The following is a 22,235-nucleotide window of genomic DNA, read 5'->3' as shown; positions in this document are numbered from 1 at the left end:
TTGACCTGGGTCGGAGGGCGGGGCATGGTGAATGCTTCGGCTCCGTAGGTTGCACCGATCGCCGGAGGCTAAACTTTCGCCACATGACCAGCTCGGACGCACGCGCTCGATTCCTTGAGAATCCGTACATTCTGGACCTTTTCGCTGGTCCGGGCGGTCTTGACGTAGCCGCTCACCTGCTCGACGTGCCTTCCCTCGGGATCGAGTGGGACAAGGACGCCTGTGAGACGCGTTACAAGGCGGGGCTCCCGACATGGCACGCGGACGTCAGTGCGGTGCGCCGGGACAGGTTCCACGAGTTGCCCAAGGAACTGAACGTGCTGGCCGGAGGTCCGCCGTGCCAGACGTACTCGATCGCCGGCGGAGGCGCCGGACGCAAGGCCCTGGACGAGGTCAAGGAGCTCATCCGCGCTCTGGTGGACGAACGCGCCTGCGAGGAGAAGATCGACGAGCAGCTGGCGAAGCTGGAGGCATCGGGTGGTGACTCCAGAACCGCTCTGGTCCTGGAGCCCTTGCGGTACGCGATCAAGGCTCTCAGCTGCCCGAACCGAGAGGGGCGGCCTTTCGACGTGATCGTCCTGGAGCAGGTGCCCGCGGTCGCGGAGCTTTGGAAGGTCTACAAGGAAGCGCTTGAGGAGGGCCTGCCCCGCGAGGGAGGGGGGAGGGTGCGGTACAAGGTCGCCAAGGTCGTGACCCTGCACACCGAGGCGTTCGGAGTACCCCAGACGCGTCGCCGGACGATCCTGATCGCGCGGTTGGCCGAACACGGCGCCCCCCCGCTCCCCACCCCGACCCATCACTCCTACAAGCCGCTCAACCCGAGGCACGGCGGACCCGACGACGAGAACGTGGTGGTGTCGGCCGGCCAGGCCGCGCTGCCCATCGAGGGCGCGGAGGCCCCGCTCAAGCCCTGGGTTCCCATGCGGGACGTGCTCATGGCCACCGCGGAGCGGCCCGACGGCCGCACGTCCTCCTTCGAGATCGTCTCGAACTACGGCAGTGGTGGAGATCCGAAGAAGCGTGGAGTCCGTACGGACGGACAACCGTCGTTCACCGTGACGGGGAAGGTCTCCCGCAACGCCGTCCGCCGTCCGGACGGCAGCCCGCACGATCCGGATCGCATGACCATCCCCGAGGCCGGCATTCTCCAGACGTTTCCGCCCAACTACCCCTGGGAAGGAGGCGACAAGTCGCAGCAGGTGGGCAATGCAGTGCCCCCGCTGTTCGGCATGCACGTGCTGGCGGCCGCGCTTGCCAGGCCGCCGGCGCCGGAGGAGAAGCTGCGGGAGAAGTGGACCTGGGCCGCCGACGACAAGCGCGCCGTCCTCCGCAAGGAAGGCTGCGGCGACCCGTACGAGTGCGGTTCCACCTGCCCGAGGCCCGAGGATCAGTCCTCTCCGTCGACCTCCTCGAAGCCGGCCCGCCCCCGGACGGGTGCATCTGCGAGAAGGTCTGCGAAGTAGTCCACCAGCGTGCTCACGGAGAGTGCCGGCGCCGGTTCCTCGTCGGGACCGGTCGGCAGGGCCGTTCGTGACACTTGGCGGGCGGTCTCGGCCTCCTCGATCCAGGTGCGCAACGAACGGGACTCGCGCTCGGAGTCCGGGGCGATCACGTCGTACATCAGCGTCGCCGCTGAGGCGTTCACGGCTCCGGCCAGGGCGTTCACCTCGCGGCCGGTGGTGACGACGCCCTTCTCGACCAAGCGCACGATCGCCTGGGCGGTGGGCCGATGGTTGATCGCGGACATGCGCAGGGCGGTGTTGAGGATGTCCTGGAGACCGCAGGCCGTGACGACGGGGCCGTAGTCGGACCCGTTGCGGAAGAGCTCTGCCGCCCACCAGAGGCGGGAGAAAGCCTGCTTGTGGTACTGCCCCCGGAAACGGTCTGCCGCCACTTTGGCGACCTTGCCGTCCTTGGGGTCCGACAGGTGCCGCCAGACCACGTAGTCCGGGGCAACCCCAAGGGCGAGGTAGTTCCAGAAGTCGGGGTCCGCCGCCTCACGACGGGTGAGCCGGAGCGCCGCGTGCAGGCGAGGAGCCAGCCAGGCGTCCGCCTGAGTGGCTTTGAGCCCATTGTGCAGGCAGTGCGCCATGGCGTCCTCGGCCAGGTCGCGGACGGGTGACAGATCCCCCCGCCGGTCGGCGTGCGGCAGCGGTTCGGTGGCCTGATTGAGCTTGATGCTCGGCACGTCCTCGCGGCCGGCGAGCAGTCCCTCGGTGAGGAACTCCGCGGCCTCGGCGTTTGCGAGCAGCGCGAGGCGCTCCGGGAGGTAACTGGGCCGCTCGGTCATGCGTCGTCCCCCTGTGTAAGTCGTTCCAGGTCGCGAATGGTGGTGGAGAGCGTCCGGGGGACGCCTGCACGCCGGGAGGCGGCGAAGTGGATGCGGGGCTGGAGCTCTCCCCAGCCGGAGGCAGAGGCCCCGGTGCGGGCTGCGTGGACCTCGCGCAGGGCATCCTCGGGCTCGCGGTCGGGATACATGTCGGGGAGCATCTCCCGCAGCACCTCACCCTGCCAGCCGTGCGGGACCAGCGGGGTGCCGTCCTCCTCGATGTCCAGGTCGCCGACGGCGGAGTGGAAGACGGCCGTCCAGACCTCCGAGCACATCTGGGCGAGAAGCAGTTCACGGACGGTCTTCTCCGCGCCGTTGCCGCCATCCGCGCCGAACAGGTCGCCGAGCCCGTCGAAGCCGGTGTTGACACGTACGACTGGGATCCGTCCGGTGGTGTCGACGAGCCAGGGCGAGTCCTTGAAGCGTTGAAGCCGGCTTGCTCCCGAGGCGAAATCGACCATCTTCACGTCCAGTTCGCGGGCGAGCGACGGCGTTGGATCGATGACGTCGATGAACCACTCCACGTCGGAGGTGGCGATCACCCGGCCGGGAACGCCGTCCACGACGGCGACGACGTGGACGGTGAGCGTGGCACGATCGAGGAGGTCGCAGCGGTGGATGTCCAACTGGGCTTTCCATTCCCGGCCGTCGTCCGAGGGCGGGGACAACTCCACGGACACACGGGTGTTCGTGGCGCGCTCGGAGAGCACGGCGAGGACCTTGACGTCCTGCCAGGGCCCTGTGGGGTCCATCGCCTTGGCCGGGATGCCTGCGGAGAGGTGGAGCCGAGCCTGGGTCCAGTCAGGGCGGTCCTCATCGGGGCCGAGGGCCAGGACGCGCTCTACCGTGGAGACGTACTTGCTCTCGACGTCCTCCCAAGGGTCTCCCTCGGCCTTGAGCTGTGCGCTCTCGATGCGCCAGGAGACGTTGCCGGTGAGCCGCCGGTAGGGGTAGACCTTCACGCCTGCTCCCCCTTTCCGCTGCGGAGTTCGACGACGAGGCCGCTGAGTTGGGCGCGTACCGGATGGCGCGACACGTCGGTGACCCCCCGGAAGACGGCCTTGCGGCTCCCGGGGCTCAGACGCAGGGCGCCGTCGACGACCTCGCAGCCGCTGACGGCGACGAGGTCCTTCCAGGGCGCGGCGGGACGGGGACCGGAGCGTACGTCGAACTTGGCGACCGGTGTGATCGGACGGTCCGTGTCGATGCTCGCCGACACCAGCAGATCGACGGTGACGGACCAGGCTCCGGTCTCGTCGACCAGCGCGTCCACGTTGTCCAGCTCGGGCAGGATCGCAGCCGCGGTGGCGCGCGCCTTCTTCGTGCCGCCGCCCACCTTGAGTCGGCTGGCGATCTTGGCTTCTCCGCCGCTGCGACGCTTGGCCCGGGGGACGGCGACCAGGTCGCGCACCGCGTTGTTGGCGGTGGTGGTCAGGGCGGCGATGCGGCGGTGGGCCGACGGTGAGTAGCTGAGACGGAGTTCCTCGGTCTGGCTCCACTTGTTGTGCTCCGGCGGCTCGGACGCGCGCAGGAACTCCTCGGCCTCCTCGGCCCCGGGGGCGTCCTGACCCGCCGCTCGGCCGGCGAGAAGAACGGCCTGGAAGGGGTTGGTGCCGATCGGTACGTTGGTGACGGCACTGTCCTTGACCGTCATGCGATTGCCCCGCATGGAGACCAGCCGGTTGGGCCGGCCGTCGGCGTCCTCGGCTTGGGTGACGAGCAGAACGGCCTCATGGGGCACGCCGCCGCGCACCTCGCCGCCGTGCAGAGGCACGTTCAACTGCACGGTGGCGCGGGCGACCTGGCCGGGGGCGGTGAGGCGGTCGACGGTGTTGCCCTCCAGGAACGCGCGCAGGGCGCGGGTGCGGGAGGGCTGGGTGACGGCCGGATCCACACGTTCCTCGGCGATGAGGACCTCGCCGTTGCGGTAGCTGCGGACAGACGCCTCCAAGTGCGGCTTGTGGCCGTCACTGCCGGTCATCGCGGCCCAGAAATTGCGGCCGAGCGCGTCAACGAGTCGGGCGTGCATACGGTGGATGGAGTTGTCGTCCTCGGTGGTTTCCTCGTCGTAGGTGCCTGTGACGGGCGCCAGGCTGGCGACGTCGTGGGCGCCGACGATGAGGAAGGAGGTGCCCGGAGCTGCGCTCTCGCGGGTGAGGTGGAGTCGCTCGACGGTCTCCTCGTCGGCCCACCAGGACCGGGCCACGTCTGTCGATCTGGCATCCGGGTCGGGACGCCCGAACCAAGCCGGGCCCGCGAATTCCCGGCCGTCGACCTCGCGCCAGGGGAGGTCGAGCCGGCCGATCAGGCGGCGCTCGGTCCGCCCCTCGTGAGGCTCGGACAGGGTGGAGTTGATCAGCACCAGGCCGAGTCGGCTGGTGGCCCAGAGGGTGGCCTTGCCCAGGCCGTAGGAGCCGCCCGCCCCGAGGTCTTTCTTGTGGCTGTCGAGCTGCCGGCGCACGACGGCGGCGAAGAGCCCGTTGTCGTAATCTCCGCCGGTCAGGCCGGTGGCGTTGTAATCGTCGACGCGGAGCAGCACCAGGCGGTCACGCTGGTACATGTCATACAGGCCGGCCGTGATCGTGCGGGACACCTTGCCCTGCCTGCCGTGGTCGGCGGTGAGCGCTTCGTAGTGCGGGAGCAACTGCTCCCAGTCGATAGCCTCGCGGAACCGGGCAAGGGCTTCGCCGGTGAGTTCGTGCAGGGTGTGACGGACCCGCACGGGTTCGGCGGGGTCGAGGCGTGCGTCAAGGCTGTTCTGCGTGGCCTCGCGGGCGAGGATCGAGACGTCGGCCTCGAAGGCGAACGCGGCGGCGTTGCCGTACTCACGGCCCCCGTCGGGGTGGGCGGGGCGGTGGTACCACGAGACGGGCAGTCCCACCTGGGCGTCGGTGCTGCGGGTGTGAATGGTCTCCAGGTCGGTGTTGAACACCTCGGCGATGCGTCGGATGGTCTCGTCCCGGGGGACCGAGCGACCCACGATCCAGGCCGAGACGGCGGCGCGGGTCATGCCCAGCTCATCGGCCAGATCGGTCTGGCTCTTCCTGGCGTTCTTGAGCTGGCGCGCCAGCCAGGGGCCGAAGTCCTCAGCTGCCTTCACGTCCCACCTGCTTCCACTTGGATCACTGGGTGAGAGCCACGGTACCGCACCGCTGTTGACGATGTTCCCGCTTGTCAAAGGTTCTTTGACGATGAGGGCGTTCGGCCTGGGCGAATCGTTGGTGCATGCAAAAAGGGAATCTGCAGTTCCGCCCGGTTTGGATCGTATTTACCTGGATATCCTGACCGGATCGCGCAGCGGATCGGCCGAAAGACGGCTCTTGCGCCCATGGGGAACTCGTGGTTGAGTTCGATCTTGGCAGCCCACAAGGCGACCACAGCAACACCCCTTTTCCTAGGCACGGTTGTGCCCTTTTGTCGCCTGCGGATCGCAGCCAGGTGTGGGGCCCTCTCCGTGTTTTTCGTATGGCTCCATCTCTCCTCGCGCCACGTCCCGCGGTCCTCGCAGTGCTCCCCGTCGCCCGATCCGGAACCTAACCGGCCGCCAATGCGTCGCCACCGTTGTGCCCACAGAGCAACCCGCTTGTAGATCAGCGCTGTCCGTCGCTTCTCCCTATCCATCCCTTCGTCCTGAAGTGGAACCATTTCGTGGCCGATTCGCCGTTCCCCGTGATCCGCACCGTCGTCGACCAGTCGCTTCGCGTCCTGGAGACCTACCGTGTCGACCCGGGCCTGATCCCCGAGCACGCCAACAGCGAACGCCGTATCACCCAGGGCGGGTATGGCGACAGGCAGCTCTTCGAGCTGGCCCAGAACGCTGCCGACGAGATCCGTGACGAGCCCGGCGGTCGTATCCACGTCGTGCTCACCGACACTCATCTCTACTGCGCCAACCAGGGCTGCCCGGTGACCCCCGAGGGAGCCGAGACGATCCTGCGCATGAGCATGTCCCACAAGCGTGGCGGCCAGATCGGCCGGTTCGGAGTGGGCGTCAAGTCGGTCCTCGTAGTGACCGACGCTCCCGAGTTCTTCAGCCGAAGCGGCAGCTTCGGCTTCGATCGGGCCTGGTCGCAAGAGCTGATCCGGAACGTCCCGGGTGTGCGTGAGCGGCACGGTGAGGACTTCGAGACGCCCGTGCTGCGGATGGCCCGCGAGCTGGACATGGCGGCGGAACGCCTGCGGGACCAGTTGCTGGACGAGCTGCTGGAGTGGGCCACCACAGTGGTCCGCCTGCCGCTGCTTCCCGGTGCTGCCGACCGCCTCGGCAAGGACATGCACGGGCATCAAAGTTCGGCCAGCCACGAGGTCCGCGAGGAATTCCCGTCCGGATTCCACTTGTTCTCCCCACACGTGGGCCAGGTGGTCCTGGAGGATCGCCGACCGCGTCCTATCGCCCGCCGGGCACTGCGGGCCGAGCAGGACGGCAGCCGGCGCACCATATACGAGGAGCGCGTCGGCAAGCCGCCGGCCACCTCGCAGTGGCGCGTCTTCACCCACACGCACGAGCCGACCGCAGCGGCCCGCCGAGACGCCGGCGAACTGCACGACAGGGTGTCCATCGACGTGTCCTGGGCCGTGCCCGCCTACCGCAAGGACGACAAGACCGACCTGTTCAGCGCTGCCGACGCCCGTGGACGGGGCAGGTTCTGGTCCTTCTTCCCCACCAAGTACGAGATGACCCTCAGTGGCATCCTGAACGGCGCCTGGAAGACCAACGAGGACCGGCAGAACCTGCTGGACTCCTCGCCCTTCAACGTCGAGATGATCCAGGTCGCGGCCCGTCTGGTGGTCGACTCGCTGCCCGAGTTGGCCCCCGCCGAGGATCCCGGCGCCTACCTCCCGCTGCTGCCCGGGCGTACCAAGGGCGTGGAGGTCATCAGCTGGGCCGACCGCCTGCTCACCGAACAGATCTGGGCCGCGACCGCGGTGCGGCCGTCGCTGCCGGACCAAGACGGCGTCATGCGCATTCCCGGCCGATTGAATGTCACCCCCGACTTGGGCAAGGACAGTGGCTCGCAGTCCCGTTGGCTGCGGATCTGGCGGTCCTACGCCGAGCGGCCCCGCGACTGGGTGCACCATTCCACCGAGGCCACCGACCTGAGGTCGGGCAAGATCCAGCACTTCCTGCAAGCAGCCGGACGGGAGCGGGCCACGGTCGTCGAATGGCTGGAGGCGCTTGTCTCCGACGGTTCGGCGAAGGCCTCGGCGACGGCGATCCGGATCCTCGCCGACATGATCGAGTCGAAGGCCCCCTGCGCCGCCGCGGCCGGCAAGGCCAGGATCGTGCTCACCGAAGAGCACGGCATGGTCGCCCCGGTGAGCGGTGTCGTGTACCGAAGGGTCGAGGAGGACGGCCTGCGGGAGTCGCTGGTCTATGTGGACCGCGCCCTCTCCGACGACCCGTCGCTCTCTTCCGCCCTCACCACCCTGGGGATCCAGGAAGCGGATGTCCGGGGGCGCTTCGTGAGCATCCTCGACCAGGGCCTGGACTCGTACGGACCGCAGGAGTGGAGTCGGTTCTGGGAGCTGTTCCATCGGGCGGGTGCCTCGGTGGTGGGCCACGAGGTGACCAAGCGGGTACCGGTCCCCATGGACACCCTGATGGTGCGGACGGCGGACGGCCGTTTCCACTCCATGCGGGACTGCATGCTGCCCGGAGTCGTCGTCACCGCGGAGAGCGATCCCGGCATCGCGGTGGACATGCGGTTCCACTCCGACGACGCGGGCTTCTTCCGTGAGTTGGGTCTGCGCGACCGCCCGACCTCCGGTTACAAGCCGGAGGCGGAGCCCTGGTTCGAGGAGTACCGGGAGGCGGCGCACGCGGCGTACTGTCGCACTCTCGACGACCGGGCGAGCCGTCCGACCCTCGCGAGGACCCGAGTGGAGGGCGCTCCCGTCGGCGGACCGCTGCACCTGTTGACGCGGCTGTCGGAGGAGGCTCGTGCCGCCTTCCTCCAGGCGCTGCCCGAGGATGCGCTGATCGAGAACTGGACTCTGCAGATCGGGATGCAGTCCGGCACGCGCCGGACGGCGCAATCCCCGATCCGGTGGATGCTCTCCCGGCACGGCCGGGTCAGGACCTCCCAGGGTCTCAAGCTCCTCAAGGAGGCTGTGGGCCCACAGCTCGCCGCCTACGGCGACGTGCTCCCGGTGGCTTCGATCAGCCAGGAGAAGGCCCGCAAGCTGGGACTCGCGGACAGCGTCGAAAAGGTGCGTCCCCGCCAGTGGGAACAGCTGCTGGAGAAGCTCCAGGAGAGCGAGGACGATGCGTTCATAGGCTCCAGCTACGCCCTGTTGACCCGCCTGGAGATCGATTTCCCCGAGGGCTCCCTGACCCGTTGCCGGATCGGTGACGCCTGGGACACCCGGGAGGACGGCGCGATCGCCGTCGCCGCGAACCCGGAGGAGTACCGCTCGCTCAGGGCCGCACGCGTGCCGGCGCTGCTGATGCCGGACCAGGAGTCCGCCGACCTCATGGTCGACCACTGGGGCATGCTGCGCCACGACGACGTGGTCAGCCGCGAGACCCGGCACGAGTCGACCGTGGAGCCGGTACCGCTGTCCGAGGAGTTCCCGACGCTGCGGCAGAAGATGGGGACCGCCGTCGGCACGTACTCCCTGCTGCGCTGCTCCACACTGGAGGAGGTCGTCCGTACCCCCGGCGGCGCGCAGGTGAAGTCTTTGGAGAGCGCCCGCCAGGGCAACGTGATCAAGGTCTTGGACTCGCTGGACCGGCTCGGCGCGCTCAGGGCCGTGGACCGCGAAATGGGTCTGCGGATGGGCGAGGCCGGTTGCCGCGCAGTGCTGGACGCCCAGAGCCGCCAAGAGCAGGACGAGAAGGTGCGGTCCGAGATGAAGGCCGTCCGCGAGGCCGCGGACGTGACGGCAAAGCTGGAGCTGCTGATCGGCGCCGAGGCCCTGCGTGACAGGCTGCCCGCCGGACTCATGGAGGCCGAGCGTCAGGAACTGGGCGGGCAGGAGCCCACCGGCCGCCGGATCGCGCAGATGGCGTTCAACGCACACGGCGACACCGTGCTGAAAGCCCACGTCCGTGACATCCAGGACCGCTTCCCGGCCGCTCCGTCGTCCTACACCGGGGGCTCTGCGGCGGTTTCGTTCGTCGCCGACCTCGGACTGCCGGCCCCGTTCGCAGGCTACCGGGCGCCGACCCTCGAACAGAGCCTGACCGTGGACGGGCCCCGCGACTTCCCGCGCCTGCACGACTACCAGGAACGACTGGCCCTCAACATCTTCGAGATGCTGGACCGGCTGGCCCCGCAGCGCGCCATGCTGTCGTTGCCCACCGGGGCAGGCAAGACGCGTGTGACTGCCGAAGCAGTCATCCGCTGGGTCAAGCAGGCCGGCGTTCTCAAGGGCCCGATCCTGTGGATCGCCCAGACGGAGGAACTGTGCGAACAGGCGGTGCAGAGCTGGCAGTTCGTTTGGAGCAGGGCCGGTGCTCAGACCCGACTGACGATCAACCGGCTGTGGACCTCGAATGAGGCGGCCCCCGTCACCGACGGGCCGCAGCTCGTCGTGGCCACCGACGCCAAACTGCAGTCGTGCCTGGACACCGACCGGTACACCTGGCTGAGGGAAGCCGCACTGGTCGTGGTGGACGAAGCGCACGTGGCGACCAGCCCCCGCTATACCGAGATCCTGAGTCTGCTCGGCCTTACCCAGCACCGGACCGAGCGGCACCTGCTCGGTCTCACCGCCACGCCCTTCCGTGGTCACCACGAGGAGGAGACCCGCCGTCTCGTCAACCGGTTCGGCGGTCGCCGGCTGGACGAGGGCGTCTTCCCTTCCGAGGATGCCTACGGTTACCTCCAGGAGCTGGGAGTGCTGGCGCAGGTCGAGCACCGCGAGCTGACCGGCGGCACCATCGAGCTGACCCGCCAGGAGCGGGAGAGCGCCGAGCAGTTCAGCCTGCTCTCCAAGGCCGCCGAGCAGCGGCTGGCAGACGACCACGACCGCAGCCGCCGGATCGTGTCGGAGATCGCGGCGATGCCCGACGACTGGCCGGTCCTCGTGTTCGCCACCTCGGTGGAGCACGCCAAGTACTTGGCGGCCCGTCTGAAGGACCGCGGGATCTCCGCCTCTTCGGTGGACTCCACCACCTCAGACAGCGACCGCCGGGCCCGCGTAAGGGAGTTTCGCGACCGCAGGATTCGTGTGCTCACCAACTACGGCGTCCTTACGCAGGGCTTCGACGCCCCCGCCACCCGCGCGGTGGTCGTCGCCCGGCCCGTCTACAGCCCCAATGTGTACCAGCAGATGATCGGACGCGGTCTGCGCGGCCTCCGCAACGGCGGCAAGGACACCTGCCTGATCCTCAACGTGCGCGACAACATCCGGAACTTCGACACCGCCCTTGCCTTCACCAAGTTCGAGCACCTGTGGAGCAAGAAGTGACCTTCTCCCTCGAGGACGGGCCCGTCCTCACCGTCGAGCAGCAGGCCGTCGTGGACCAGCCGTGGGACGCCCGCCTGCTGGTCACCGCCGGGGCGGGTGCGGGCAAGACCCACACGCTGGTGCGCCGCATGGAGGCGCTCGTGGGCCACAGCGACCCGGGCGAGGCTCTGGATGCATCCGAACTGCTGGTCCTGAGCTTCTCCCGAGCCGCCGTGCGCGAACTGCGGGACCGGATTGCCACACACGGCGAACACGCCCGCCGCGTGCGGGCGCAGACCTTCGACTCCTGGGCATACTCCCTGCTGATGCAGGCCTACCCGGAGGGTGCGTGGTCGACGCTCTCGTTCGACGACCGCATCCGGGCGGCCACCCGGGCGATCGAGAAGGGGGCGCTCGAGCACCTGGAGACCGGGCCGCCCACGCACGTGATCGTGGACGAGGTCCAGGACCTGGTGGGCGTACGCCGGGAGATGGTGGAGTCGCTGCTCGATCGGCTCCAGGACTGGTGTGGGTTCACGCTGGTCGGCGACTCGGCCCAGGCGATCTACGACTTCCAGATCCAGGACCCGGAGGAATACGCTGATCGCGCCGACCTCTTTCTGCGCTGGGTGCGCGCCTCCTACTCCGACGACCTGGTGGAGCTGCGACTGACGCAGAACTTCCGGGCCGTCACCCCCGAAGCTCGTATCGCACTCCCGCTCGGCCCTGCCGTGCAGGGCATCGGCAGCACCCCCGAAGGCCCGGACGCGGCGGCCGAACGGCTTCACGGGGAGCTGCGCGAGCTGCTGCTCGATCTTCCCGAGCTGGGCTCGCTCACCGACGCGTTCACCCTGGATTCGCTGCGCTCCTTTCCCGGCACCTGCGCGATCCTGACGCGCGACAATCGGCAGGCTCTCCTCGTCTCGGAACTGCTGCACGCCCAGGGGGTGCCGCACGCTCTGCGGCGCCCGCTCCAGGACCGGCCGGTGCCCTACTGGGCCGCCGAAGTCCTGCGCCGCACCGAGGCCGCCACGCTCACCGAGGATCGGCTGCGCGTGCTGCTCGGCGAAATGCCGCTGCCCGACGGCACGGACCCGGACCGGATCTGGCGGGCGTTGCGTACGGCGGCGCGCGGCAACGGTCGGGGCACGCTCGACGTGACGCGGCTGCGCAGGCTGGTGGCCGAGCGCCGGTTCCCGGACGAGCTGGCCGACCCGGAGCCGGCTCGGCTGGTCGTGTCCACGGTGCACCGCTCCAAGGGTCTGGAGTTCGACAGGGTGGTGTTGCTCGTCCCGCCGACCGTGGCCGAGCTGCGACGGCGCAACAACGAGCTCGACGTACCCGCCGAGGCGCGGGCCCTCTACGTGGCGATGACCAGGGCTCGCGAGGACCTGTACCGCCTGGCGGCGCCGGACACGGTGACGCTGCTCAGACACCGGCCGACAGGGCGTTGGTACCGGGGAGTCCCGAACCCGCGGCAGAACTGGCGGCGCGACGGCGTCGAGGTGAGAGCCGGCGACATCTGCTCCGTGGAACCGACCGATGCCTCGAACAGCGCCCTCGACGCCCAGTCGTACTTGCTGGAGCAGGTGCGGCCGGGAGACAACGTGACGTTTCGGCTGCGCGACACCCTCACCATGGGTCCGGATCAGAGTCCCCGATATGTGCTGTTGCACGAGGGGCGGGAGATCGGCGACGCCTCCGAGTCCTTCAGGAGCGAGTTGTACTCCGTGCTGAAGATCGGCACGGCCTGGGAGATCCAGTGGCCCCAGGAGATCCACGGCCTGCGGATCGACTGCCTGGAGTCGGTGGCCGGCAGCACTGCGGCCGGGGCCAACGCGGGCTTGGGCGACCACGGGGTGTGGATCGCCCCCCGCATCAGTGGAATCGGACGGTTTCGGCGTTTCGCCGGTTCCGAGGAGGAGCAGGAATGACCATCCACGCAGGGCGGCATGCCATGCACTACGAGGTCCGCGAGGACCTGGTGGCCCGGCTCCGCCGAGAGCTGTTGGGCCCCGACATCGATGCCTCCGCCGAGAATCGGGCCGAAGTACTGGACCAGGACGCGCCGATCAACCGCTACCCCATGGGCGTCCTCTTTCCGAGGCCGGCGGACGCCACCGCCTTCCTTCGCCTCCAGGAGGATGTTGCCGAGGAGAACGGCCTGGACGAGGAGCCCCTGATCGGGGCGGACAGCCCCGAGGAGTCGGGGATGGCCGTCGAACGCCCCAGCGCCGGTGACCGGCGGCCCTCCACGGTAGGGCTGACCTTCGCGGTCGACGTGGCCGCGTGCCAGGAAATCGTGGTCTCGGCGCGCGCAGCCGTGTACGAGCCGGAGGACGCCCAGGGCCGCAAGGTCTCGGCCCGTCGCAGCGAGGCCCGCACCACGTCCGACCAGCGCGAGAACTGGCGCCGGGTGGAGCTGGATCTGCCGGACACCCCGGTCGACGTGAGGCACCCGGGGCGCGGCGCCTCGCGCGACCTGATCGAGAACACGGCCAGGTTGGACGTGCACGTGCGCCGCCCGTCGCCGGAGACCGGCACCGTCACGGTCACGGTCACCCTGGTCAATATTCAGAGGGTGGGCGAGCAGGAACTTCAGGACGCCTTCGCCCTGTTCCAGGCCGGCCTGACGGTCCGCGCCGCCAACGGATCGAGCGCGTTCGTCGAGCGTCCCGTCGTCGTGTCCGCCGCGGATCCCGAGCTGGAGACCAGCCGGCTGTTGCACAGGCACGCCCCAACCTTCGCCGCCGGCCACGGCTGTGCGGCGGTGTGGGACTGGACCCCGCCTCCAGTCGGCGTCACCGACGTGGTGCGTGCGGGCGTGGGGGAGGTGCGCACCGAGTTCGTGCCCTCGTTCGAGGTGCTGCTCACCGACTCCAACCCGGAGATCGACGCCAGTTCGCTCACCATGTCGGGTCTCGCCGACGCAGCCGACGTCGAGGTGATCGCCGCGTTGGAAGGGCTGGCAGCGGGCTACGAGCGGTGGATCGAGCGGAAGAGGGCCGAGGCCGCCGGGCTTGTCGGCACCCCGTACGAGGAGGCGGCGTCCACCCAGGTCGAGTCCTGCGCGGAGGCGCTGGGGCGACTCCGCGAAGGCATCGCGCTGCTGCGTGACAAGCCCGACCTGATGTTGGCCTTCCGGCTGGCCAACCGGGCCATGGCGACCCAGCGGGCGCGTAGCGACTGGGTCAAGAAGGGCCGAGTCGGAGAGCCGGACCTGGCGTCGGCGAGTTGGCGTCCGTTCCAGATCGCCTTCGTGCTGCTCTGCCTGGCCGGGGTGGACGACCCGACCCACCCCGACCGGGGAGTGTCGGACTTGCTGTGGTTCCCCACCGGTGGTGGCAAGACCGAGGCGTACCTGGGCTTGATCGCGCTGACCACCTTCCTGCGTCGGATGCGGCTGGGCGCGGCGGGTGGCGGTGTCACCGTCCTGATGCGGTACACACTGCGCCTGCTCACCCTGCAGCAGTTCGAACGCGCCGCGATCCTGATCTGTGCCATGGAGCAGATGCGCCGCGAGAACCCCGACGAGCTGGGCCACGAAGAGATCTCCCTCGGCATGTGGGTAGGTCGTTCCGCCACCCCGAACACTCTGGACGTCGCTTCCGGGCAGCTCCGTGACGCCCGTTCCGGCAAGGTTCTCCAGAAGGAGAACCCGGTCCAGCTGCACGCCTGCCCCTGGTGCGGGACGGCCCTCGACGCCCACCACTACTCGGTCGACACCGACGCGGTTCGGATGGACGTGCGCTGCCCGGGGACGGGCTGCGCGTTCTCCGGCGGGCTCCCGGTGCATCTGGTCGACGAGACCGTGTACCGGGCCCGACCCACGCTGGTGATTGCCACCGTCGACAAGTTCGCCTCCATGCCGTGGCGTGCACAGACCGCCGCACTCTTCAACCGGGACCGTGAGGACTCGACCCCGCCCCCGGAGCTGATCGTGCAGGACGAGCTGCACCTGATCTCGGGGCCGCTGGGCACCCTGACCGGTCTCTACGAGACGGCCGTGGACGTGCTCGCCGACCGCCCCAAGGTCATCGCCTCGACGGCGACGATCCGCCGGGCCGCCGAACAGGGCAAGGCCTTGTTCTCCCGTGAAGTACGACAGTTTCCGCCAGCCGGCCTGGATTCCCGCGACTCGTGGTTCGCCGTGGAGACGCCCGCCACCGACAAGGCATCCCGTCGCTACGTCGGCCTGCTCGCCCCCGGCACCAGCCAGTCCACCCTGTTGATCCGTACCTACGCCACGTTGCTCCACCAGGCGACCCGGGCCGAGACCACCCAGGAGGTACGCGACGCGTACTGGACGTTGGTCGGCTATTTCAACAGCCTGCGGTTGCTGTCAGCCGCGGAACTCCAGGTCCACGACGACGTCGTGGCCCACCTGGAGCACCTGGCCGAACGCGACGACTGCCACCCGCGCTCCGTCGGCAACTACTCCGAGCTGACGAGCCGGGTCGACGCCAGCGACATCCCGGCTCGTCTGAAGCAGATCGAGCGGCGGCTTCCGGGAGGCGACGTGGTGGACGTGCTCCTGGCCACCAACATGATCGCCGTCGGCGTCGACGTGGACCGGCTCGGCCTGATGGCCGTCATGGGTCAGCCACAGACCACCGCCGAGTACATCCAGGCCACAAGTCGCGTGGGCCGTGCCCACCCCGGACTGGTGGCTGTGATGCTCAACGCGGGTCGTTCCCGTGACCGTTCGCACTACGAGAACTTCCAGCATTTCCACTCCGCCCTCTACCGCGAGGTCGAGTCCACCTCGGTGACGCCCTTCTCGGCACGTGCCCGTGATCGAGGCCTGCACGCGGTGATCGTCGCCCTGGCCCGCATCCTGATTCCCGCCGCCCGAGACGATGAGGCCGCGGGGAACATCGACCACTTCGTCGACGAGCTGCGGGAAAGGATCCGCCCGATGATCCTGGAACGGGTCCGGAAGGTCTCCCCGGAAGAAATCGCCGGCAAGGAGGTCTCCCACGTCGCCGCCGCCTTCGACGAGTTCGTCGACTGGTGGTACGACGAGGCCCAGGCGAACGGCGGCCTGTACTACGCACCGAAGCGCGGGCGCAACGCCGCCTCGCTGCTCAAGCCCTACAACGACGCCCTGGAGGATGTCGAGGCGTGGGAGACCCTGTGGTCCCTGCGTGATGTCGACGCCGAATCGGTCCTGTTCATGGAGGCATCCCGATGACCCCGCCCCCTGCCCGTCGTCGGCGCGGCGCCGACGGCTCCCCCGCACCGGCCCGCACCCTGCCTCGCCGCGGTGCGGTCCGCCGCGCTCAGGCCATCACCACCTACGGGGTCGGATCCCTGATCGCGGTGGAGCAGGAGTCGTTCATCGTCTCCGGCATCGACGATGCCGCGGAGCAATGGCCCCGCGACGAAGCCCCGGTGATCCACGAGCCGCGCCTCGCCCGTGTGCTGGGCGTGAGCCGCTTCCGCCTTCCGCCGGCCTCCGGGGACGACAGCCGCGACGGCATCCGGGTCCGTCGCTTCCCGCTGTGGCATCACTGTCCCGAGTGCCACGCGCTGGATCACGTACGCAAGTTCAACTCGCCGCCCGGGCGCAACGAGTGCGCCGAGTGCTCCGAGTCCCTGGTGCCCTCCCGATTCGTGGTCGCCTGCGAGGACGGGCACATCGCCGACTTCCCGTACTGGAAGTGGCTGCACCGGGGACGGCGTGGAGACGGCGAGGGGGGATTCTGCGGCGGTCGGATGAGCCTGCGCTCCTCGGGCCGCACCTCCTCGCTCCGTTCGGTGGTGCTCTCCTGCTCGTGTGGAGTGCCGGAGGTCTCCATGGAGGGCTCCTTCCGACGCGGAGCCCTGAAGGACCTGAAGATCCGCTGCGAGGGCAAGCGCCCCTGGCTCAAGGACGCCCCCGACCTGCCCTGCTCGCAGCCGCCCCGCACCCTCCAGCGCGGTTCCTCCTCGGTGTGGCAGCCGGTCCTCCGTTCGGCTCTGTCCATCCCGCCGTGGAGCGACACCCGGGTGCACGCACTGGACAAGCACTGGGACAAGCTCCGCACCTGCTCCTCCATCGCCGAGATCGAGATCCACCTGAAGTACATCTTCGACGGGACGGCTTCTCCGGTGAGCCCCGAGGAGGTGAGGGACCTGCTCGAGGCGATGGAGGCCGAGGATCCCGCAGGGGAGGATGCTCCCGGCCTCGACCAGGAGCAGCGCTACCGAGCGCTGCGCGACCTGGAGTACGAGCGGCTGTGCGTAGGCAACCCCATGGACTCGGGCCATCACACGGAGCAGTTCGTCTGCGAGCCCCCGACAGGAGACGGCAAACCGCTGATCGGCCTGGGACTCGGCACTCCCATGCTGGTGAAGAAACTTCGTGAGATCCGCGCACTCAAGGCCTTCACTCGGGTCATCGATCCCGAGACGTCTTCCGAGGGTCACGAGGCGGAACTCTCCCTCCGCCGCACCGACTGGCTGCCCGCAATGGAAGTCCACGGAGAGGGAGTCTTCCTACGGCTCGACGAGGAGAAGATCGACACGTGGGCCGAACTGCCCGCGGTCGCCGAGCGTGTGGAACGCATCCGCCAACGGCACCAGCGGGTCCTCGCCCAGCGGGCTTCCGACCCGACCCGGGTCCCGGTCTCTCCCGCCACCCCACGCATGGCCCTGCTACACACCTTTGCGCACGTGATGATCAACGAGTGGAGCCTGGACTCCGGCTACCCGGCCGCCTCGCTCCGCGAGCGAATCTACTCGGGCGACGAGATGGCCGGTGTACTGATCTACACGGCGACCAGCGACTCTGCGGGCAGCCTCGGCGGTCTGGTTGCCCAGGGCGAGACCGACCGACTCGCCCAGGCGGTGCGTTCAGCCGTTCGCCGCGCCGAGTGGTGCTCCGCGGATCCCCTGTGCATCGAGACCGACACCTCCGGCGCGGGCGGCACCAACCTGGCCGCCTGCCACGCCTGCGTGATGCTCCCGGAGACCAGCTGCGAGCACAACAACGGCCTGCTCGACAGGGCCCTCCTCGTCGGCACTCCCGAGGACCCGTCGATCGGCTTCCTCGCCCACCTGCTCACCCAGTGAGTGCCGCGGGGTGACGCCGGTGGGAGGGCTGACGGCGCCCTCCCACCGGCGTCTCGGACCGGAGCGATGCGGAGGGCGTCAGCGTGCGGGGAGCGCACTGATTCAGTGGTGGTCGGGCCTTGCATCCGTCCGCGCCCGGCGTCCCAGTGCGTCCCGAATCGTTCTCCCGAGGGCCTGGCCCACCGGAGGCGGGGAGGCGTGGCCCACCTGGCGGTAGCGAGCCGTTCTGCGGCCGGCGAAGGACCCCTCTTCGGGAAAGCCCTGCAGTCGTGCTGCCTGCGCGAAGGTCGGTGCCACCGTGCCTTTGACGCCGAGTGTGAGGTCCCAACGGAACTCGCGCCCGGGGGGCTCGTCTGCGACTGTGCCCCCGTTCACGCGTATACGGGCCCAGGAACGCTTGGACCCCCGTCGGCCCCGGATCGGCTCCACCTCGGTTCAAGGAGCCACCGGCCAGAGTCGGGGCGACATGATCGGCCTGCGCGGCCCAGGCGGCCGCCTGGGGCCGGCCACGCGCAGCCATGGAGGCGCCGAGCGCCTCGCCCACGGAGACCGGGGGCTCGGGGCGGGGCAGGGGAGTGACGAAGTCTTCGGCGGCTTCCCCCTTGAAAGCCACCAGAATTCCTTGCTTGCGGTTCTGCGGCACCCCGTGGTCCTTCGCGTCGAGGACGAACCAACGATGTCCGTACCCGAGGTGCTCGAGTTCGGCGGACGTACGCGCGGATCGGCCGGTAGGCGGGCTTGGAGACCAGATCGGGGACGTTCGCGATGAGTAGGGCGCGTGGTTGTACGCCGTGCATGAGCATGATCGTCGCTTCGAGCATGCGGATTTCCTCGGTGCTGTTCTCGCGTGCCACCGCGGCCTGCCTTCACCCGGGGCAGGCCGGCAGCGAGAAGATCCACGTCGTACGTCGCCTGGTGGTCCACCACCGGGTCGAAGTCCAGAAGGTCGGCTTCCAGAACATTCCAGCGCGGGTGGTTCAGACGCAGGGCCTCGCAAAGCACGTGTGTGCGGCAGGCGCCGGTGCGCGCCGCCGAAGCCCACCCGTCGGCTGCACCGGCGGCACGACCTCGCGCGGGGACCGGGCCGCCGCCCGTCCCCCGGCGGCCGGGGCGTCGCTTCCGGCCTAGCCTGGGATTGCGGTACGTACACGCGTACGCACGCACGATCGGAGCGGTGCGGTGGATCCTCGGACGGGTCGGCCGTGAGGCCGGCGGACGCCGTCGGCCCCGGTGGCGCCGACTGGCTGCTGACCTCCGGCGAACGGGGCAACCCGGCGACGCGCCTGGACCGGCGCCGCCCGGACGGCACGTCCTGGTCGCGGGGCAATCACGTACGGCCCCTGGTCCACGGGGCCACGTACTTCGCGGAGCTGCTGGCGGAGATCCGCGCGCTGCGCGCGGGCGACCTGCTGCTGTTCACCGACTGGCGCGGCGATCCCGACGAGCGCCTCGACGGGCCCGGCACGGAGATCGGGACGGTCCTGAGCCGGGCGGCCGAGCGCGGGGTCGTCGTCAAGGGCCTGCTCTGGCGCTCGCACCTGGACAGCCTGCGGTTCAGCGAGGCGGAGAACCGACACCTCGGCGAGGAGATCGAGGAGGCCGGAGGCGAGTGCCTGCTCGACATGAGGGTGCAGCCCGGCGGCTCCCACCACCAGAAGCTGGTGGTGCTGCGCCACCCCGGCCGTCCCGGGCTGGACGTCGCCTACGTCGGCGGCATCGACCTCTGCCACAACCGCAACGACGACGCGGCGCACCGCGGTGACCGCCAGTCGGTGCCGTTGGCCCCCGCCTACGGGTCGCACCCGCCGTGGCACGACGTCCAGCTCGCCCTGCGCGGGCCGGCCGTCGGCGACGTCGAGGCGGTCTTCCGCGAGCGGTGGGAGGATCCGGCACCGCTCAGCCGGAGCCCGCTCACCCGCCTGCGGTCGCTGGCGCACCGCGAGGACACCGTCGCGGACGGGCTGCCCCCGCAGAGCGCCGATCCGGCGCCCTGCGGCACGCACACCGTCCAGGTGCTGCGGACCTATCCGAACCGGCTGCTGAGCGGTTACCCCTTCGCGCCCGACGGCGAGCGCAGCATCGCCCGCGCCTACGACAAGGCGCTGCGGCGGGCCCGGGCGCTGATCTACCTGGAGGACCAGTACCTGTGGTCCCCTCGCGTGGCGGCCTTCTTCGCCCGGGCGCTGCGCCGGCATCCGGGGCTGCGGCTGATGGCCGTCATCCCCACGGTCCCGGAGCAGGACGGCCGCCTCACCGGGCCGATGAACCTGATCGGGCGGATCGACGCCCTGGAGGAACTGCGCCGCGCCGGCGGCGCCCGGGTCGCGCTGTACGGCCTGGAGAACCACGCCGGAACCCCGGTCTACGTGCACGCCAAGGTGTGCGTGATCGACGACGTGTGGGCCTCCGTCGGCTCCGACAATGTCAACCTCCGCTCGTGGACCCACGACTCCGAACTCGGCTGCGCCGTGTACGACGAGACTCCGGACCCGCGGCTCCCGCGCGACCCGGCCGGTCTCGGCGACGGCTCGCGTGCCTTCGCCCGCGAACTGCGCCTGGAGCTCATGCGCGAGCACCTGGACGCGCCGACCCCGGCCGCCGGGGCGGGAACCCCGGGCGCGGCGGACCCGCTGTGCGATCCGGCGGCTGCGTTCGAGGCGTTCGCGGCGTCGGCCGCCGCGCTGGACGCCTGGCACGCGGGCGGCCGCCGCGGCCCCCGGCCGCCGGGCCGGCTGCGCCGCTACGTCCCGCCGGACCTCGGCCCCGTACAGCGGCTGCTCGCGGCTCCGCTGAACCGCCTCCTGGTCGACCCGGACGGCCGCCCGGCGGGAATGCGGCGCCGCAACACCTTCTGAGGACGAACCACCGCAACCAGGGACACCTTTACGCCACATAACGTGCGTTCCCGGCCCGGGCGGGTACCGCCTGAGGAGCCGCAGCGGCGTCGGGTTAGCATATGAGCACCGCCTAGCTCGAAAGATAATCCTGTGACTGTCAATGAGGACTCGTTCACCAGCTGGAAGAACCGCGAGGAGATCGCGGAGTCGATGATCCCGATCATCGGGAAGCTGCACCGGGAGCGGGACGTCACGGTCCTGGTCCACAGCCGCTCCCTGGTGAACAAGTCGGTGGTCAGCATTCTCAAGACCCACCGGTTCGCCCGCCAGATCGCCGGTGAGGAGCTCTCGGTCACCGAGACGCTGCCGTTCCTGCAGGCGCTCACCACCCTCGACCTCGGCCCGTCGCAGATCGACATCGCCCTGCTCGCCGAGGCCTACAAGGCCGACGACCGCGGCCTGTCGGTGGAGGAGTTCACCGCCTCGGCCGTCGTCGGCGCCACGGGTGAGAACAAGATCGAGCGCGGCGACGGCCGCGACGTCGTCCTCTACGGCTTCGGCCGCATCGGCCGCCTCGTCGCCCGCCTGCTCATCGAGAAGGCCGGCTCCGGCAACGGCCTGCGCCTGCGGGCCATCGTCGTCCGCGGTGGCGGCGAGCAGGACCTGGTCAAGCGCGCCTCCCTGCTGCGCCGCGACTCCATCCACGGCCAGTTCCAGGGCACCATCACCGTGGACGAGGCGACGAGCACGATCATCGCCAACGGCAACAGCATCAAGGTGATCTACGCCAACGACCCCTCCGAGGTCGACTACACGGCGTACGGCATCAAGGACGCCATCCTCATCGACAACACGGGCAAGTGGCGGGACCGCGAGGGCCTCTCGAACCACCTGCGCCCCGGCATCGACAAGGTCGTCCTGACCGCCCCGGGCAAGGGCGACGTCCCGAACATCGTCCACGGCGTCAACCACGACACCATCAAGCCGGACGAGCAGATCCTGTCCTGCGCCTCCTGCACCACCAACGCGATCGTCCCGCCGCTGAAGGCCATGGACGACGAGTACGGTGTCCTGCGCGGTCACGTGGAGACCGTCCACTCGTTCACGAACGACCAGAACCTGCTGGACAACTACCACAAGGCCGACCGCCGTGGCCGCAGCGCGCCGCTGAACATGGTGATCACCGAGACCGGTGCCGCCTCCGCCGTCGCCAAGGCGCTGCCCAACCTCAAGGCGCCGATCACCGGCAGCTCGATCCGCGTCCCCGTCCCGGACGTCTCGATCGCCATCCTCAGCCTGCGCCTGGGCCGCGAGACCACCCGCGAGGAAGTCCTCGACTACCTCCGCGACGTCTCCCTGCACTCGCCGCTCAAGCGCCAGATCGACTTCACCACGGCCCCCGACGCGGTCTCCATGGACTTCGTCGGCTCGCGCCACGCGTCGATCGTGGACGCCGGTGCCACCAAGGTCGACGGCGACAACGCCATCCTCTACCTGTGGTACGACAACGAGTTCGGCTACTCCTGCCAGGTCATCCGCGTGGTCCAGCACGTGTCCGGCGTGGAGTACCCGACCTACCCGGTCCCGGCGGTCTGACCCCGGTACCTCCGCTCCACCCG

General features: G+C 69.6%; 12 protein-coding genes and 1 pseudogene. 8 read left to right on the top strand and 5 right to left on the bottom strand.

The window, feature by feature from the left end; genetic code table 11:
* The first annotated feature begins 83 nt into the window (after positions 1-83).
* Complete coding sequence (locus ACZ6JT_RS05395) at positions 84-1,463, top strand: DNA cytosine methyltransferase (protein ID WP_469207393.1); 1,380 nt, start codon at positions 84-86, stop codon at positions 1,461-1,463.
* Here ACZ6JT_RS05395 and ACZ6JT_RS05390 read toward each other — a convergent pair.
* Genes ACZ6JT_RS05390 through ACZ6JT_RS05380 form a run of 3 tightly spaced genes read right to left on the bottom strand, consistent with a single transcriptional unit; the run spans position 1,388 to position 5,429 of the window.
* Complete coding sequence (locus ACZ6JT_RS05390) at positions 1,388-2,290, bottom strand: DUF6339 family protein (RefSeq protein WP_469207391.1); 903 nt, start codon at positions 2,288-2,290, stop codon at positions 1,388-1,390. The genes ACZ6JT_RS05395 and ACZ6JT_RS05390 overlap by 76 nt on opposite strands.
* Positions 2,287-3,291, bottom strand: a complete 1,005-nt coding sequence (locus ACZ6JT_RS05385; protein ID WP_469207389.1) for a hypothetical protein — start codon at positions 3,289-3,291, stop codon at positions 2,287-2,289. The genes ACZ6JT_RS05390 and ACZ6JT_RS05385 overlap by 4 nt, the downstream gene beginning before the upstream one ends.
* Positions 3,288-5,429 (bottom strand): helix-turn-helix transcriptional regulator, encoded by a 2,142-nt coding sequence (locus ACZ6JT_RS05380; protein ID WP_469207387.1) that lies wholly within the window; start codon positions 5,427-5,429, stop codon positions 3,288-3,290. The genes ACZ6JT_RS05385 and ACZ6JT_RS05380 overlap by 4 nt, the downstream gene beginning before the upstream one ends.
* 548 nt (positions 5,430-5,977) lie before the next feature.
* Between ACZ6JT_RS05380 and ACZ6JT_RS05375 the strand changes: the two genes are divergently transcribed.
* From ACZ6JT_RS05375 to drmB, 4 genes are read left to right on the top strand one after another with little or no spacing between them, the layout of a single operon-like run.
* Complete coding sequence (locus ACZ6JT_RS05375) at positions 5,978-10,744, top strand: DEAD/DEAH box helicase family protein (RefSeq protein WP_469207385.1); 4,767 nt, start codon at positions 5,978-5,980, stop codon at positions 10,742-10,744.
* Positions 10,741-12,657 (top strand): UvrD-helicase domain-containing protein, encoded by a 1,917-nt coding sequence (locus ACZ6JT_RS05370; RefSeq protein ID WP_469207383.1) that lies wholly within the window; start codon positions 10,741-10,743, stop codon positions 12,655-12,657. The genes ACZ6JT_RS05375 and ACZ6JT_RS05370 overlap by 4 nt, the downstream gene beginning before the upstream one ends.
* Positions 12,654-15,917, top strand: coding sequence for a helicase-related protein (locus ACZ6JT_RS05365; RefSeq protein WP_469207381.1), 3,264 nt, complete (start codon positions 12,654-12,656; stop codon positions 15,915-15,917). Before ACZ6JT_RS05370 ends, ACZ6JT_RS05365 begins: the two co-directional genes overlap by 4 nt.
* Positions 15,914-17,779 carry a DrmB family protein gene (gene drmB, locus ACZ6JT_RS05360; RefSeq protein ID WP_469207379.1) on the top strand — a complete coding sequence of 622 codons (1,866 nt, stop codon included), beginning with the start codon at positions 15,914-15,916 and terminating at the stop codon, positions 17,777-17,779. The genes ACZ6JT_RS05365 and drmB overlap by 4 nt, the downstream gene beginning before the upstream one ends.
* Before the next feature lie 102 nt (positions 17,780-17,881).
* Here the strand turns inward: drmB and ACZ6JT_RS05355 are convergent, their stop codons facing one another.
* Both ACZ6JT_RS05355 and ACZ6JT_RS05350 read right to left on the bottom strand, forming a co-directional pair.
* The gene (locus ACZ6JT_RS05355) at positions 17,882-18,076 is read right to left on the bottom strand and encodes a DNA cytosine methyltransferase (protein WP_469207377.1); all 195 of its coding nucleotides are present in this window, start codon (positions 18,074-18,076) and stop codon (positions 17,882-17,884) included.
* 346 nt (positions 18,077-18,422) lie between these two features.
* Positions 18,423-18,530, bottom strand: a pseudogene (locus ACZ6JT_RS05350) (hypothetical protein); the annotation flags it as partial.
* A gap of 44 nt (positions 18,531-18,574) precedes the next feature.
* On the opposite strand from ACZ6JT_RS05350, the gene ACZ6JT_RS05345 reads away from it, so the two are divergent.
* The 3 genes from ACZ6JT_RS05345 to ACZ6JT_RS05335 all read left to right on the top strand — a co-directional run bounded on the left by ACZ6JT_RS05345 (position 18,575) and on the right by ACZ6JT_RS05335 (position 22,212).
* Positions 18,575-18,907 (top strand): hypothetical protein, encoded by a 333-nt coding sequence (locus ACZ6JT_RS05345; protein WP_469207375.1) that lies wholly within the window; start codon positions 18,575-18,577, stop codon positions 18,905-18,907.
* Positions 18,908-18,981: 74 nt separating this feature from the next.
* The gene (locus tag ACZ6JT_RS05340) at positions 18,982-20,634 is read left to right on the top strand and encodes a phospholipase D family protein (protein WP_469207373.1); all 1,653 of its coding nucleotides are present in this window, start codon (positions 18,982-18,984) and stop codon (positions 20,632-20,634) included.
* A gap of 132 nt (positions 20,635-20,766) precedes the next feature.
* Positions 20,767-22,212 carry a glyceraldehyde-3-phosphate dehydrogenase gene (locus tag ACZ6JT_RS05335; protein ID WP_469207371.1) on the top strand — a complete coding sequence of 482 codons (1,446 nt, stop codon included), beginning with the start codon at positions 20,767-20,769 and terminating at the stop codon, positions 22,210-22,212.
* Positions 22,213-22,235 lie beyond the last annotated feature (23 nt).

Source organism: Streptomyces sp. NPDC046308 (assembly GCF_055588065.1).
This window is presented reverse-complemented; position numbering and strand designations above follow the sequence as displayed.

What these genes read in the sequence shown, in the direction of transcription:
- ACZ6JT_RS05395 (WP_469207393.1), top strand. Translation starts at nt 84, where the DNA reads ATGACCAGCTCGGACGCACGCGCTCGATTCCTTGAGAATCCGTACATT.
- ACZ6JT_RS05390 (WP_469207391.1), bottom strand. Translation starts at nt 2,290, where the DNA reads ATGACCGAGCGGCCCAGTTACCTCCCGGAGCGCCTCGCGCTGCTCGCA.
- ACZ6JT_RS05365 (WP_469207381.1), top strand. Translation starts at nt 12,654, where the DNA reads ATGACCATCCACGCAGGGCGGCATGCCATGCACTACGAGGTCCGCGAG.
- drmB (WP_469207379.1), top strand. Translation starts at nt 15,914, where the DNA reads ATGACCCCGCCCCCTGCCCGTCGTCGGCGCGGCGCCGACGGCTCCCCC.
- ACZ6JT_RS05345 (WP_469207375.1), top strand. Translation starts at nt 18,575, where the DNA reads ATGAGCATGATCGTCGCTTCGAGCATGCGGATTTCCTCGGTGCTGTTC.